Source organism: Pseudomonas sp. AAC (genome assembly GCF_000725445.1).
In the GTDB taxonomy this organism is placed as follows: domain Bacteria; phylum Pseudomonadota; class Gammaproteobacteria; order Pseudomonadales; family Pseudomonadaceae; genus Pseudomonas; species Pseudomonas citronellolis.
Genome location: NZ_KL647094.1, coordinates 261523 through 278110 on the forward strand (window position 1 = coordinate 261523; position 16588 = coordinate 278110).

General features: G+C 68.4%; 3 protein-coding genes. All 3 read right to left on the bottom strand.

Features of this window, described 5'->3' with window-relative positions; all coding sequences use genetic code 11:
• Positions 1–458: 458 nt before the first annotated feature.
• The 3 genes from FG99_RS01010 to FG99_RS01020 all read right to left on the bottom strand — a co-directional run bounded on the left by FG99_RS01010 (position 459) and on the right by FG99_RS01020 (position 16226).
• On the bottom strand, positions 459–3533 hold the full coding sequence (locus tag FG99_RS01010) for an Ig-like domain-containing protein (RefSeq protein WP_043266673.1): 3075 nt from the start codon (positions 3531–3533) through the stop codon (positions 459–461).
• A 288-nt stretch (positions 3534–3821) separates the two neighbouring features.
• Complete coding sequence (locus FG99_RS01015; RefSeq protein ID WP_043266675.1) at positions 3822–15170, bottom strand: Ig-like domain-containing protein; 11349 nt, start codon at positions 15168–15170, stop codon at positions 3822–3824.
• A 336-nt stretch (positions 15171–15506) separates the two neighbouring features.
• Positions 15507–16226 (bottom strand): response regulator, encoded by a 720-nt coding sequence (locus FG99_RS01020; RefSeq protein ID WP_306153398.1) that lies wholly within the window; start codon positions 16224–16226, stop codon positions 15507–15509.
• Positions 16227–16588 lie beyond the last annotated feature (362 nt).

Consider the following 16588-nt stretch of genomic DNA (forward strand, 5'->3'; position numbering starts at 1 on the left):
ATAGCCGAGCGCACCGGAGTGCCCCTTCAGAAGGCCGAGCGAAACCGGCGCTCAGGAGGTCATGCGACATGGATGTCGCGAGAGCCCCGATGGGCTACAGGGACGTACCCTCGGGGCGGGCCTCCGTGGCGGGGGAGTTCGTGAGGGTAGCCCGACTCTGTCGGGCCCGTATGTCGGGGCAAGCCTTTTTGGTTCCTTTTTGCGGGGGTGGCCTTCCACCGATTGACAAAAGGGACTCGCCCGAGGGGGCGAAACAAGAAACATCCGAGCACTCGGAGCGGCGCGCTACACCAAACCCCCAACCCAAAAGTCTCTGGGTTATTCCCCTTCGGGCCAGCGCACGCGAAGGGCAAGCCCTCACAAGGCCCGGAAAGCGCCCGCCGCGAACAAAAAAGGGCGCGAACCCAAGGTTCGCGCCCTTCGTGACGAACCCCGCCGCGGGCGGCGGGAGCCGGGCGTCAGAGCACCAGTTGCTGGCTGTGCTGCAGGCCGAGCAGGTCGAGGCGCTCGCCCGACGACAGCGGCGCGAAGACCTCGCCGGTGGGCTCGGTGATGTCCCGGGGCCCATCAGCCTCCAACTGGAACTGCCGCGGCAGCCGGATATCGGTCAGCAACCCGGCCAGGTCCGGCTCGGGGCCGGCCGGCAGCGCGGCCCCCGTGCCCACGGCCAGGCCGAGCACCTGCTGGATCAGCCCGGCGCCCTCGCCCTCCGCCACGCCCGGCTCCTGCGGTTCGTCCAGCGCCGATGACAACGAACGCAACTGCTCCGGCGCGGCGGGATCCTCCAGGTAGATGGGGTATGCCCCGGTGGGCGCCGGGCGGTCGCCACCCTCGTTATAGGAAGAGGCATAGAGGAACTTCATGCCATAGCCGCCATACTGGGCCAGGTCGTCGGACTCGATCTGCCAGTGGCCCTTCGCATCGATCACGGCCGAGCCCACCAGGTAGGCGGTTCCCAGATTCAGCGCGCCGTCCTCCAGTTGCAGGTAGAGCTCCATGACATCACCGGGACGCCCGGTGCCACGCACCACCGGCGTGCTGTCGTCGGTGAAGTCTTCCTTCTGCAGGGCGCCCTGTTCGGCACCGTAGTCGTCCCGGACGCCGGTGATGCTCGGTTCCAACGACGGCGGCACGTAGGTTTCATAGGACCAGGCGTCGCTCAACGGGCTCTCGTTGCCTGCCGCGTCCACCGCGATGACCTGCAGGCTGTGCTGGCCTATGCCCAGCGACGATACGGGGGTGAAGGACCAGGTGCCGTCCGCGTTGACCGTGGCGGTTCCGATCGGCATGCCCTTGTCGAAGAGCTTCACGTAAGTCGCATCGCCACCCTCGACGCGGCCGCTGATTTCCGGCCAGAAATCGTCGGTCACGCCATTGGGTTCGATGTCGCCGTGCTGGTCCCCGAGGTTGTCGTAGACCCGCTCGATGACCGGCCGGGCCGGCGCCTGGGTGTCCAGGACGATCTCCACCACCTCGCTGCGCGGGCCGCTCGGCCCGCCGGCGCTGGCCTGGTCGGCGCTGATGCGCTTGGCGCCATCGGCGCCCAGGTCGGCGATGGCGATTTCCCACTTGCCGTCCTCGCCCACGGTCACGCTGCCCACGGCCTGGTCGTCGACGTACAGGGTCAGCAGGCTGCCCGGCACGCCGCTGCCGCCGACGATGGGACTGCGATCGTTGGTGCTGTCCCCGGGTTGCAGTTCGACCACCAGCGGCTCCTGGTCGTCCTGGACCCAGTCGATGCTTGGCGCCTCGGGCGCATCGGGAAGCTCCAGGGTGAAGTCCCAGGGTTCGCTCTTGGCGCTGCGGTTGCCGGCAGCGTCCTGCAGTTCCACCTGGAACTGGTGGGCGCCCGCCGCAAGATCGCTTTCCAGGGGGAAGCTCCATTTACCCGCGGTGATGGTGGCGCTGCCCAGCAGCGCGCCGTCGAAGTAGATGAAGGCCAGCACGGCATCGCTGTCGGCGCCGCAGTCGCCAATCACTTCGGGACGCGCGTCGTCGGTCACGCCGCCCTTGGCGATCTCGCCCGTCACCTCGCCGATGTCGTCGATCAGTTGCAGCCACTCGTGCCCTTCAGGCAGCACGGGCGGCAGCAGGTCGGCCGGGTCGGTGATGGTCGGCGGGCTGACGTTGCCCGCGGGGTCGGTAATGGTGACGCTGCCGGTCTCGCCGTTCTCCAGCGGGTTTTCCGGGAATTCCCAGTTGCCGCTTTCATCGACGATGGCGGTCACGGTGCTGCCGTCCGGCAGCTCGACGGTGACGATGCCTTCCGGCTCGCCGGTGCCGCCCAGGCCGTTGCCGTTATTCTCGGTGACTACGGGCGGTTCCGGCGCAACCACGTCGGCCGGCTCGGTGACGGTCGGCGGGCTGACGTTGCCCGCGGGGTCGGTAATGGTGATGCTGCCGCTTTCGCCGTTCTCCAACGGGTTCTCCGGGAATTCCCAGTTGCCGTTTTCATCGACGATGGCGGTCACGGTGCTGCCGTCCGGCCGCTCGACGGTAACGATGCCTTCCGGCTCACCGGTGCCGCCCAAGCCATTGCCATTGTTCTCGGTGACCACCGGCGGCTCCGGCACTTCCAGGTCGGCCAGACCGGTATCGACGCTGCCGCTGGAGTTGCCGGCCGGGTCCACTTCCACCAGCGAGCCGGACTCGCCATTGCCCAGCGGGTTTTCCGGGAAGCTCCAGTTGCCGTTCTCGTCCACGACGGTGGTGACGGTGCTGCCATCGGGCTTGGTGAGGATGATGGTGTCGCCCGCCTCGCCGGTGCCGGACAGGCCATTGGCGTTGTTCTCGCTGACGACTGGGTCCTTCGGCGGCGTCAGGTCCGCCGGGCCGGTGTCCACCGCCGGGCTGGCGCCGTCGCCGTTGGACGCGGTGACGCTGCCGGACTGGCCGTCCTCCAGCGGGTTGGGCAGGAAGCTCCAGGTGCCATCGGCATTGGTGGTGGCGGTCTCGGTGCTGCCGTCCGGGCGGGTCAGGGTGATCAGGCTGCCGGGCTCGGCGGTGCCGGTCAGGCCCTGCTGGTTGTTGAACAGGATCTGCGGCGCGCCCGGCGCCTGTCCTTCCGGCAACGGGCCCACCGAGCGCGGGCTGCCGCCGCCACCGCCGTCGCGCTGGGTGAGCATGTTGCCCACGCCGATGGCGCCCAGCCCCGCCGCCGGCACCAGCAGGCCGAAGGCGACGTTGTGGTCGTCCGACTGCAACGCCAGCAGTTCGTCGACGGAGTCCAGGCGCGTCAGTTCCATGCCGTCCCAGGGCTCCTCGTAGCCGGCCTGCCACAGCTGACCGTCCGGCGCCTGCAGCACCAGGTCGTTGTGTACGCCATCGAAGCCCTGGAAGAAGTTCTCGACGGTGATGACCTTGCCGGTCTTCAGGCGCACCAGCAGGTGGTCGCCGTTGCGGCTGAGGGATTGGACGTCCTCCGGCGCCGCGGCGATCTTCACCACGCCGGGCCGCGACAGGCTCAGGGGGCCATTGCCGGTCACGGGGGTCACCTGCCCCGAGCTTTTCGCGATCAGTTCAATTGCGTCCATCTGGTAATTTCTCCCCGAAGTGAATGAAGTGACATCGCCCATGCGCCATGGGTACTCGCCACGAACCGCGGGCAGACTAGAGCAGCAAGCCGGCGCATGGGTTAGGAAACTCCCTAAAGCCGTAGGAACTCCGACGCCCGGGACGGGCTTTTAGGAAATCCCTCAAGCCGCCCGCTGTTTTTCGGACTCGGGCCGGCGCGCCGGCCGCAATGAAAAACGGCGCGAACGAGGTTCGCGCCGCAGGTGGGAGCCAGCGCGCCGGGAGCGGCCGCCCCGGCGCCGGGCGACTCAGACCACGTACAGGCCCTCCTGGATCAGCAGGTGCGCATAAGACGCGCTCTTCGAGGTGTAGACGTCGTAGGTGACGGCGCCCTCGGTGACCTGCTGCGCCTGCCGAACCCAGTCCGCGAGGTCGATGTCGACGCTGTCGACCACGCCGTTCTGGCCGCTGTCGCCGGTGATCCTCAGGCTGTGCCGGGCCTCGCCGTCGGGCTCGGTGACCTTCAGCAGGTCGGCCAGGCTCAGCGTCAGCGACTGGCTCAGCCCTTCGCTCAGGTGGATGGCCTCGATGCCCTCCAGCCTGTCGGCGACCTGGCCCAGGTCCAGCGCATTGCGCGAGGCCCAGACCAGGATGTCGTAGCCGGCGCCGCCGTCGATGTGGGCAAAGCCGGTGCCGTCGATGAGGATGACGTCGTTGCCTTCGCCGCCGCTGGCGGTGGTGTAGCCGCGGGCGTCGAGCATGTCGTCGGCGGCCGTGCCCACGGCGTCGGAGACCGGCAGGTAGTCGACGAGGGTGGCGCCGCCCTCGGCCACCGCCGGGGCCAGCCCGAGGGTCTCGTCCAGGTCCACCAGGCGGCCCTTGACGGCGCTGCCGTTGCCATCGCCGACGCCGCTGTCGGTCCAGCTGACGAACAGCTTGCCGCTGTCGAGGAAGGTGGCGTCGACCTGCGTCTGGTCGCCGCTCACCAGTTGGTTGATGTGCAGTTCCTGGCCGACCTTGCGCCCGGCATCGTCGAAGAACTGGGCGTACACGCCATAGCTGCCGGAGCCCGGCGCCGCCTCGCTGCGCGACACGTAGACCACCACGAAGCCGCCGCCCTCGCGGGCCACCACCATGGGCTCGGACTGGTCGCCGGTGGTGCTGTTGGACACCAGGAACTCGCTGCCCAGCGCCGCGCCGGTGGCGTCGAAGATGCGCCCCCAGGTGCTGGTGCCGGACTGGTCCGGGCCGCTGTGGTCGTTGGAATCCCAGGTGACGATGAAGTTGCCGTTGGCCAGCCTCGACACCGCCGGCGAGGACTGCTTGTTGGCCGAGGTCTGGTTGGCGCGGATTTCCTCGCCCAGCAGCCCGGTCGCCGGGTCGTAGAGGCGGAAGTAGGACTCCACCCCCGCTGCGCCGCCGACGTCGCGGTTGTAGGCGATCACCACGGTGCCGTCCAGCAGGGTCGCCAGGGATGCCGCGTCCGGCCCCGCCGTGGTGTGGTAGGTGGCGTCGCCCACCAGCCGGTCGCCGCCCACCGGCGAGCCATCGGCGGCGTACTGGCGCATGAATATCTGCCACTTGCCACTGGTGCCGCTGATGTTGGCGCTCCAGCTGACGATGTAGCCGCCGTCTTCCAGCGCGGTGATGCTGGAGAAGCGCTGCTGGCCGACGTCGTTGACGTTGACCCCGGACTCGCCGCCCTGGGGCTGCGCGCCGCTGATGTTGCCGTCGAGGTCGTAGGTGTAGCCGAACTTCTGCTGCATGATCGCATCGTTGCCGCCGGCATGGCTGGTCCAGCTGACCACGAAGCTGCCGTCGGCCAGCACCGCCACCGCCGGCTTGCCCTGGAAGTCGCCGGTCGTGGCGTTGACCACGAACTCGCCGCCCACCGGCATGCCGGCGGCATCGAACAGCTGGGCCATGATGCAGTCGCTGGAATCATCGCCCGTGGCCGATTCCCAGACGACGATGAAGCCGCCGTTGGGCAGGCTCGCGGTGGCCGGATGGTCCTGGGCGCCGCCCAGGGTGCCGTTGACGCGGAACTCGGAGAAGTAGCCGGCGTCGATGTCGATCACCGTGCCCTCGATGCCCCAGCCGCTGCTGTCGGACTTGTCGCTCTGCCAGGTCACGTAGACGTTGCCGTCGGCCATCAGCGTCGCATCCAGCACGTTCGAGCCGGCCTCGTTCGAAGCCTGGTTGCCCTCGGTGGTCGGGTTGACCAGGAACTCGCGGCCCAGCTTGTTGCCCTGGGCGTCGTAGCGCTGGGCGAAGACCGCCGAACCGCTGCCGTCGCCGCCGGCCGCCCCCCAGATGACCAGGTAGCCGCCGTCGTCCAGCGCCACCGCGGTGGGCTTGTACTGGTCGCCGGCGATGCCGGTGTTGACGCGCACGTCGCCCGGGCCGATCAGTTGCACGGCACCGGTGGCCGGGTCGACGCTGTAGTGCGCCATGTAGACGTCGAAGCCGCTGCTGCCCGGCGGGTTGCCTTCCCAGACCACCACGAAGCTGCCGTCCTTGAGGACGATCACCTCAGGGTTGTTCTGGTCGTTGCCGGCGCCGGCGTTGACCTGGAAGTTGCCGCCCAGCGGGGTGCCGTCGGCCGCGTGGAGCTGGCCGATGACGCCGGTACCGGAGGCATCGCCCGGGCCGTTGCGGCCGCTCCACACGGCCACGTACATGCCCTGGTGCGCGGCATCGCCGAACACCGCCATGGCCGGAGCGCCCTCGGCGCCATAGGCCTGGCCGCTGCCCGCCAGCACATCGCCGGTGAGTGGCTGGTTGTCGGCATCGAAGGTGCGCTGCACCACCAGGTCGGTGGAGCCGGAGTCGGGATTGCTCGTCCAACTGATGGTGTAGCCGCCGTCCGGGTGCGCCACGGCGCTGGGGTGGCGCTGGTCGCCGGCAGTGCCCAGGTTGACCGCGAACTCGTCGGTCAGCGGCGTGCCGTCGGCGCCATAGCGGCGCGCCATGATGCCGTCGCCGCTGGTGTCCGGGCCCGCCTCGTAGGACTCCCAGACCACCAGGTAGCCGCCGTCGGCCAGGGCCACCACCTGCGGGCCGTCCTGGTCGCCGCTGTTGCGCTGGTTGACCTGCTGCTCGCTGCCGACGCGGGTCACCCCGTCGGCCTCGAACAGTTGCATGAACACGTCGGTGCCGGTGCCGCTCTGCCAGACCACGATGATCCGGCCATCGGCCAGGGTCGCCGCGCTCGGGTTGGTTTGCGGGCCGGCCTCGGTGCTGTTCACTTCCACGGTGTGGCGGTCCAGCTGGTAGTCGGCCAGGGCCGCGCCCTGGATGGCCACCGCCGGCGCCTGGTGGCCGGCCCCGTCATGGGCCGACAGGCTGCCCTGCTCGCCCTGGGCCAGCGGGTTGGGGTAGAAGTCCCAGCGGCCGTACTGGTCGGCGACCACCGTGTGGCTGACGCCCTGGGCGTCGACCACGCTGACGGTCGCCCCCGGCTCGGTGCGCCCGCCCAGGCGCTCGGCGCTGTTGGTGTCCAGGCCGACGCTGAGCACGCTGATCTGCGGCGGGCTGGCCGGCACGTAGTCGAGGCCGGTGGCGCCCTCGCCCAGCGGCGGCGGCGGAATCAGCCCGAGGCTCTCGTCGAGGTCCACCAGGCTGCCCTTGATGGCGCTGCCGTTGCCATCGCCGACGCCATTGTCGGTCCAGCTGACGAACAGCTTGCCGCTGTCGAGGAAGGTGGCGTCGACCTGAGTCTGGTCGCCGCTCACCAGTTGGTTGATGTGCAGTTCCTGGCCGACCTTGCGCCCGGCAGCGTCGAAGAACTGTGCGTAGATGCCCCAGGTGCCGGCGCCCGGCGCCGCGTCGGTGGCCGACTGGTAGACCACGACGAAGCTGCCGTCGGCGCGCGGCACCACCACCGGCATGGCCTGGTCGCCCAGGGTGCTGGTACTGAGCAGGAACTCGTTGCCCACCGGCACGCCGGCGGCGTCGAAGATGCGCCCCCAGATGCCGTAGCCGGACTGGTCCGGGCCGCTGTGGTCGTTGGAATCCCAGGTGACGATGAAGTTGCCGTTGGCCAGCCCCGACACGCTGGGCGAGGCCTGGCTGTTGGCGGTGGTCTGGTTGGCGACGATCTCGGGCCCGAAGCTCTGGGTATTCGGATCGTAGATGCGGAAGTAGGCGTCGCCGCCGCCGAGGTTGCGCGCGTAGGTGAACACCACGCGGCCATCGGCCAGGGTGCTGATGGAGGCGCCGATGATGTCGCTGGTGTAGTGGGTGGCGCTGACCAGCAGGTCGCCGCTGGCCGGCGAGCCGTCGGCGTCGTACTGGCGGGCGTAGATGCGCCAGCCGCCGCCCTCCCAGGACTTCCAGCTGAGCATGTAGCCGCCGTCTTCCAGCGCGGTGATGCTGGAATAGCGCTGGCTGTCGGCATCGTTGAGGTTGACCCTGGACTCGCCGCCCTGGGGCTGCGCGCCGCTGATGTTGCCGTCGAGGTCGTAGGTGTAGCCGAACTTCTGCTGCATGATCGCGTCGTTGCCGCCGGCGTAGCTGGTCCAGCTGACCACGAAGCTGCCGTCGGCCAGCACCGCCACCGCCGGCTTGCCCTGGAAGTCGCCGGTCGTGGCGTTGACCACGAACTCGCCGCCCAGCGGCATGCCGCTGGCATCGAACAGCTGGGCCATGACGCAGTCGCTGGAACCATCGCCCGAGGCCGACTCCCAGACCACCACGAAGCCGCCATTGGGCAGGCTCGCGGTGGCCGAATGGTCCTGGGCGCCGCCGAGGGTGCCGTTGACGCGGAATTCGGAGTAGTAGCCGGCGTCGATGTCGATCACCGTGGCCTCGATGCCCCAGCCGCTGTTGTCGGCCTTGTCGCTCTGCCAGGTCACGTAGACGCTGCCGTCGGCCATCAGGGTGGCGTCCAGCAGGTTCTTCATGTCGACGTTGTCGCCGGCCCAGCCCTGGTTGCCCTCGGTGGTCGGGTTGACCAGGAACTCGCGGCCCAGCTTGTGGCCCTGGGCGTCGTAGCGCTGGGCGAAGATCGCCGAACCGCTGCCGTCGCCGCCGGCCGAGCCCCAGATGACCAGGTAGCCGCCGTCGTCCAGCGCCACCGCGGTGGGCTTGTACTGGTCGCCGGCGATGCCGGTGTTGACGCGCACATCGCCCGGGCCGATCTGCTGCACGGCGCCGGTGACCGGGTCGACGCTGTAGTGCGCCATGTAGACATCGAAGCCGCTGCTGCCCGGCGGGTTGCCCTCCCAGATCACCACGAAGCTGCCGTCCTTGAGGGTGATCACGTCCGGGTAGTCCTGGTTGTTGCCGGTTTCTGTGTTGACCTGGAAGTTGCCGCCCAGCGGGGTGCCGTCGGCCGCGTGGAGCTGGCCGATGACGCCGGTGCCGGAGCTGTCGCCCGGGCCGTTGCGGCCGCTCCACACGGTCACGTACATGCCCTGGTGCGCGGCATCGACGAACGCCGCCATGGCCGGCGCGCCCTCGGCGCCATAGCCGGTGCCGCTGCCCACCACCACGTCACCGCCGAGCGGCTGGTCGTCGGCATCGAAGCTGCGCTGGACGATCCTATCGGTGGAACCGCCATCGGGATCGCTGATCCAGGAGATGGTATAGCCGCCGCCCGGGTGCGCCACCACGGAGACCGACAGCTGGCCGCCGGCGGTCAGCTGGTTGACGGCGAATTCGTCGGTCAGCGGGCTGCCATCGGCGCCGTAGCGGCGCGCCATGATGCCGTCGTTGCTGGTGTCCGGGCCGGCCAGCCAGGACTCCCAGACCACCAGGTAGCCGCCATCGGCCAGGGCCACCACCTGCGGGCTGTCCTGGTTGTAGCTGCTGCGCTGGTTGACCTGCTGCTCGCCGCCGATGCGCGTCACGCCATCGGCCTCGAACAGTTGCATATAAACCTCGGCATTGTTGCTGGCGGTATCGCCGCCCTGCCAGACCACCGCTATCCTGCCGTCGGCCAGGGTGGTGACGCTGGGGTTGGCCTGCGGGCCGGCCTCGGTGGTGTTCACCTGGCTGGTGTAGCGCGTGAGGTCGTAGCTGGCCAGCACGTCGCCCTGGATGACAATGGGCTGCGACTGGTTGCCCGCCGCGTCCGCCACCGAGATGCTGCCGTCCTCGCCCAGGCCCAGCGGGTTGGGCTGCAGGCTCCAGCGGCCGTTCTGGTCGGCGGTGACGCTGTGCGCCGTGCCGGCCTTGTCGATCACCGTGACTATCGCCCCCGGCTCGGTCTGCCCGGCCAGTTGCTCGGCGGTGTTGATGTCCAGGCCGACGTTCGGCGCCAGGGTATCGATCACGAACAACCAGGGCGCGCTGGGCTCGGTGACGTTGCCCACCGCGTCGGTGAGGGTCGCGGTGAGCGCGTGCGGGCCGTCGGCCAGCGGCTCTTGCGGGGTGAAGCTCCAGTTGCCGGCCTCGTCCACCAGCGCCGAGCCGAGCGCCTGGCCGTTGTCGTAGACCAGCACCAGCGAGCCCGGCGCGCCGCTGCCGGAAATGCTCGGCGTGGCGTCGCTGGTGAGGTTGCCGCAGACCTGGCTGGTGAAGGCCTCGGTCTCCAGCGCCAACAGTTGCGGGGCCTCCGGCAACGCGGTGTGCAGCGCCACCGGGAAGTCCTCGCTGGGCGCCTCGCTCAGCTGCCCCGAAGGGCTTTGCGAGCTGGCCCAGAAGTATTTCATGCCGTCGCCGCCGAACCGGGCGAGGTCGTCGGTGGCCAGGCTCCACTCGCCGTTGGCGTCGATGACGGTGGAGCCCAGCAGTTCGCTGGGCGCCTGCGGGTCGTCGCTCAGGCGCACGTAGAGGAACAGGGTGGCGCCGGCGCTGCCGGTGCCGCTGAGGTTCAGGTTGGCGTCGTCGGTGCTGGCGCCCTTGTCGAGGTCGCCCTGCTGCGGGCCGAAGTCGTCCTGCACGCGGGTGATGCGCGGCGTCTCGGGCAGCGCGGTGTCGACCACGAAGTCCCAGGCCTCGCTGCGCGGGCCGAGGTTGCCGGCGGCGTCCAGCGCCTCGGCCTGGAAGCTGTGCGCGCCATCGGCCAGCGGCGTCTGCGGCTCGAAGCTCCAGTTGCCGGCTTCGTCCACGCTGGCCGAGCCGATCAGCTCGCCGTTGTCGTAGATGCGCACCAGCACGGCGCCGCCTTCGACATGGCCGCTGTAGGTCGGCGTGGCGTCGTTGCTCGGCTCGCCCTGGGCGATGCCGCCGAAGGCGCCACCTTCCACGTCGTCGAGCAATTCCAGGTCGGTGATGGCGCCCGGCGCGGTGGTGTCGACCACGAAGCTCAGCGCCGGGCCCTGCGCGCTTTCGTTGCCGGCGGCGTCGGTGGCCGAGGCGCTGATCGCGTGCTCGCCTTCGGCCAGCGGGGTTTCCGGCTTGTAGCTCCAGTTGCCGTTGGCGTCGACGATGGCGCTGCCGATCGGGCTGCCGTTGTCGTGGATGGTGATGAGGTCGCCGGGGTTGGCGCCGCTGCCGCTGATCACCGCGGCGCTGTCGTCGCTGGCGGCGCCCGCCTCCAGGGCGCCCTGCTGTGTGCCGACGTTGTCGGTCACCACGACCAGCGCCGGGGCGTCCGGGGCCTGGGTGTCGATGGTCAGCTCGAAGCGGGTGCTGGCTTCGTTGCCGTTGGCGGCGGTGGCCAGGATGTCGTAGACGTGGCTGCCGTCGGCCTGCTCCGGCAACTCCAGGCTCCACTGGCCGGCGGCGTCGGCGAGCACCGAGCCGAGCAGCGTCGAACCGTCGAGGATGCTGACGATGGCGCCGGCGCTGGCGGTGCCGGCCAGGCTCGGGCGGTTGTCGTCGGTGAGCGCCTTGTCGGCCAGGTCGCCCTGCTTGGCGCCGACGTTGTCGCTGGCCTTGATCACGCTGACGCTGACCGGCGCGGTATCGACACTGAACGCCAGCGCCGGGCCGGGCTCGCTGGCGTTGCCGGCGGCATCGGCGACCTGCGCGCGGATGCTGTGCTCGCCATCGGCCAGCGGCTGGCCCGGGGTGAAGCTCCAGTCGCCATTGGCGTCGGCGGTGACGCTGCCGAGCACCTCGGCGCCATCGAAGAGAGTGACGATGGCCCCGGCCTCGGTCCTGCCGGAGAACACCGGCAGGGCGTCGTCGGTGACGCCGCCGGCGGCGATCGGGCCGCGGACCAGGCCCTGGTCGTCAGTGGCCACTACCACTTCCGCGGACGCCGGCGCGCTGCCGTCGATGGTCAGGCTGAATTCGGCGCTGCCGCTGTTGGCGCCGTTGGAGACGCTGGCGGTATAGCTGTGTTCGCCGTCGGCCTGCTCCGGCAACTGGAAGCTCCAGTTGCCCTCGGCATCGGCGCTGACGCTGCCGATCTCGACGCCGCCCGCGGAGATGACCACGAGCACGTCGGCGAGGGTCTTGCCGACCAGGGTCGGGGTGGTGTCGTTGGTCAGGGCGGCGTTGCTCAGGCTCTGGGTTTCGCCCACGTCGTCGATGGCCGCCTCGATGCTGACCACCACGTCGCTGGTGTCGACCAGGATCGTCAGCACGTCGCTCGGCTCGCTGACGTTGCCGGCCGCGTCGCTGGCGCTCACGCTGATGGCGTGCTCGCCGTCGGTGAGCGGCTGCGCCGGGGTGAAGCTCCAGTTGCCGTCGCCATCGACCATGGCGGTGCCCAGCACCTCGTCGCCGTCCTTGATGGTGATGACGCTGCCCGGCTCGGCGTTGCCGCTGAAGGTCGGGGTGGAGTCGTCGGTCACGCCGTTGTCGATGGGGCCGGTGACGTCGCCCTGGTTGTCGACGGCGAGGATCGCGCCGGGTTTCTCCGGCGCGCTGCCGTCGATGGTCAGGTCGAAGCGGGTGCTGGCGCTGTTGGCGCCGTTGCTGGCGGTGACGCTGTAGAAGTAGCTGCCATCGGCCTGCGCCGGCAGCTCCAGGCTCCAGGCGCCGGCGGCATCGGCCACGACCGAGCCGAGCACGCTGGCGCCGTCCATGACGGTGACCAGGGCGCCGGCGGTGGCGCTGCCCACCAGGGTCGGCGTGCGGTCGTCGGTCACCGCGCCGTTGCCCAGCTCGGCGGTCAGGCTGCCGGCATCGTCCAGCGCCTTGGCCACGCTGACCTGCAGCGGCCGGGTGTCGACCACCAGCACCAGCGCATCGCTGGGCTCGCTGGCGTTGCCGGCGGCATCGGTGACCACTGTGCTGATGCTGTGCTCGCCCTCCCCCAGCGCCTCGGCCGGGGTGAAGCTCCAGTTGCCGTCGCCGTCGACGATGGCGGTGCCCAGCACGTTGTCGCCATCCTTGATGGTGACGGTGGCGCCCGGCTCGGCGCTGCCGCCGAAGGTCGGGGTGCTGTCGTCGGTCACGCCTCCGGCGATGGGGCCAGTGACGGCGCCGACGTTGTCCTGGGCGCTCGGCGCGTCCGGGGTGGCCGGCGCGCTGGTGTCCAGCAGAATGTCGAAGCCGCCGGTGGCCGGGCTCCACTGCCCGGCCGAATCCACGGCCTTGGCGGTCAGGGTCTTCAGGCCGTCGGCGCCGAGGTCGGCCAGGTCGATCGACCAGTTGCCCTCGGCGTCGGTAGCGACGCTGCCGACCTCGCTGCCATTGACGTACAGGTGCACCACGGTGCCCGGCTCGGCGGTGCCCTTGGCGGTCGGGCTGCGGTCGTCGGTCTGCGCGCCCGGCTGCAGGTGGCCGCTGGTGATCGGCGCCTGGTCGTCGATGACGTGTTCGATGGAGGGCGCAGCCGGCGGCGTCAGCTTGAGGCTGAAGGGCCAGTCGGCGCTCTTCGGCCCTTCGTTGCCGGCGGCATCCACCAGCGCGGCCTGGAAGTTGTGCTCGCCGGCCAGCAGCGGCAGCGCCGGCTCGAAGCTCCACTGGCCGTCGCTGACGCTGGCGCTGCCGATCAGCACGCCTTTGTCGTAGACGTTCACGCTGACGATGTCGGCCGGTACGCCGCTGCCACCGAAAGTCGGCCTGGCATCGTCGGTCACGCCGCCGCGGGCGATCTCGCCGGTGACGCTGCCGACGTCGTCGAGCAGGCTCAGCGAGCCGCCCTCCTCCGGCAGCTCGACGGGCGCGAGGGTGTCTACGGTGAAGCGCCAGCCGTCGGCCGGCAGCAGCTCGCTGACATTGCCGGCGGCATCCATCGCGCTGGCCTGCAGGTTGTGCTCGCCATCGGTCAAAGTCTGGGTGGGAATGAAGCTCCAGCTACCGTCGGCGGCGACCAGGCTGCTGCCGATCAGCTCGCCGTTGTCGTAGATGTTCACCAGCACGGCATCGCCGCCGACCAGTTGGCCCTTGAACTCGGGCTGGTCGTCGTCGGTATGGCCGCCCTGGGCGATAGGCCCGGTGATGGCGCCGACATCGTCGATCAGGCTGAGGCCCGCCTCGGCCTGGGAGATATCGGGGGCGGCGGTATCCGCGGGCTCGGTGATGGTCGGCGGGCTGACGTTGCCCGAGGGGTCGGTAATGGTGATGCTGCCGGACTCGCCGTTCTCCAGTGGGTTTTCCGGGAACTCCCAATTACCGTTTTCGTCGACGACGGTGGTCACGGTGCTGCCATCCGGCAGCTCGACGGTGACGATGCCTTCCGGCTCGCCGGTGCCGCTCAGACCGTCGCCGTTGTTGTCGGTGATGACGGGCGGCTCCGGTGCAATGACGTCGGCCGGTTCGGTGACGGTCGGCGGGCTGACGTTGCCCGAGGGATCGGTGATGGTGATGCTGCCGGACTCGCCATTTTCCAGTGGGTTCTCCGGGAACTCCCAATTACCGTTTTCATCGACGACGGTGGTCACGGTGCTGCCGTCCGGCAGTTCGACGGTGACGATGCCTTCCGGCTCGCCGGTGCCGCTCAGGCCGTCGCCATTGTTGTCGGTGATGACCGGCGGTTCCGGTGCAATGACGTCGGCCGGTTCGGTAGTAGTCGGCGGACTGACGTTACCCGAGGGATCGGTGATGGTGATGGTCCCGCTCTCACCGTTCTCCAACGGGTTTTCCGGGAATTCCCAATTACCGTTTTCGTCGACGACAGTGGTCACGGTGCTGCCGTCCGGCAGTTCGACAGTGACGATGCCTTCCGGCTCGCCGGTGCCGCTCAGGCCGTCGCCATTGTTGTCGGTGATGACCGGCGGCTCCGGGGCGATCACGTCGGCCGGCTCGGTCACGATAGGCGGGCCGACATTCCCCGGGGGCTCGGTGATGCTGCCGCTCTCGCCGTTTTCCAGCGGACTCTCCGGGAATGCCCAGTTGCCGTTCTCATCGGCGACGGTGGTAACGGTGCCGCCGTCCGAGCCACCGCCGCCACCGCCGCCCCCCGCCGCTGCGGCCAGGCCGCCGACACCCAGGGCGCCGAGGCCGGCAAGCGGCAGCACGCCGAAGACGGCGTAAGTGTCGTCGCTGCGTTCCGCCAGCAGTTGCTCGATGGAGTCCAGCTCGGTGGTCACCCAGGGCTCGTTCTGGTCCGCCAGCCACAGCTCGCCGCCGGGGGCCTCCAGCACCAGGTCGTGGCGCACGCCGTTCACGGCCTGGAAGAAATTGTCAATATTGATGACTTCGCCGTTCTTCAAACGGATCACCAGGCTGTCGCCATTTCGGCCGATGGACTGGATGCTGTCGGGCGCGGCCGCGATCTTCACCACGCAAGGGTGCGCCAGCGACAACAGGTTCTTGCCGCTGACATCGGTAACCTGCCCCGAACTTTTCGCAATCAGTTGAATTGCGGCCATGTGAGCTCCCGCCTGATAAGGCTATTTCTTCAATTTCGTGAACACGGGATGACTCGAAAAGGAATTGTCCCAGTGCCATGTAATATCCAGCCCGGGCCATTCAATAGCGAACTCGGAAATTCCTTTTCAGCGATGGGCAGTATTAAAAATTCATCACCGGCAATAATTAGGATTATCCTGAACCAACCCAAGCCGATAAATTCCGATATACCATCGGAAAATTCTTAACCCATTCTGAAAATCGAACTGTCGCCACATCGCCACGGATGAAAAATGGAAATAAAAAAGCGGGCTGCATAGGCCCGCTTTTTCCGAGTGGCTGGAGGTTGTTGGCCATCAGTCGAAGAAATGCTTCTCCAGGCAGCAGGCCAGCAGTTCCTGGTCCGTGGTCACGCCGAGACGGCGCTTGGCCGATGCCTTCTGCGCGCTGATGGTCTTGTCGCTGCGCCGCAGCAGGCGCGCTATTTCACACACGCGCAAGCCCGAGACGAACAGCCGCAACACCTCGTATTCCTTGACCGAGAGCGAGGTCAGGCGGCTGTGCAGGTCGCCGCCGTCGCCCGTGCAGGGGTTGAGCACCCGGCGGCCCTTGCACAGGGCGTCCAGGGCCGACAGCAGCTGGGCCATGCCCGCATCCTTGCGCACCACGCCCTGCACCCCGAGCTCGCACAGGCGGTCCAGCACCAGGCGGTTGGACAGCATGGTGAAGACCAGGAACCTCACCTCGGGGAAGTTGCGCACCAGGTAGCCGATGAAGCGCACACCGTCCCCGTAGACTTCGTCCCCGGGCATGCTGAAGTCGATGATTGCGATATCGAAATGTTCCCGTCGCAATGCCTCGACCAACTCACCAGAAGTTCGCACCTCACATGCCACTTGATATTGCGGATGGCGCTCCAGAATCCCACGGACTCCCATCAATACGACTGCGTGATCATCCGCCAGAACGATCTTGATCTTTTTCAAGGAAACCTCACAAACGACGATAACTCGATACAACAGCAAACTTTCTCGGCTGCCTAATCTAATGGAAGCTCCTGAAAAACGGCACCTCAAAAGCGCCTATTCAATCAATATAAGAAAAATCCCACATGGCACCCAAGTACCAGTGGATGACGGAAAACAAGGCGGACCAAGGCCGACGCGCGGCTACGGGTTCGTTCAACAGGAACAGAGAGGTCGGCTATGCCGTAGGGAAAAATCAGACGAGCCCGAAGGCAAAAAGGGGGGAGGTGGAAGGCGTACACGGGGAATTGTGGCTAGGAAAAGCGCCCCCCGAAAATGGAGGTGGCCCCGCCAGCCACCCGGTCAGCACAATGATGCTCCTGTAGTCCACCCTTCCGGGTACGACCAAGCACCTTGAGACGTCGTTGCGAGCAGCCGACAAACCGCGTCATACCGAGATTTCAGCGTTTTCT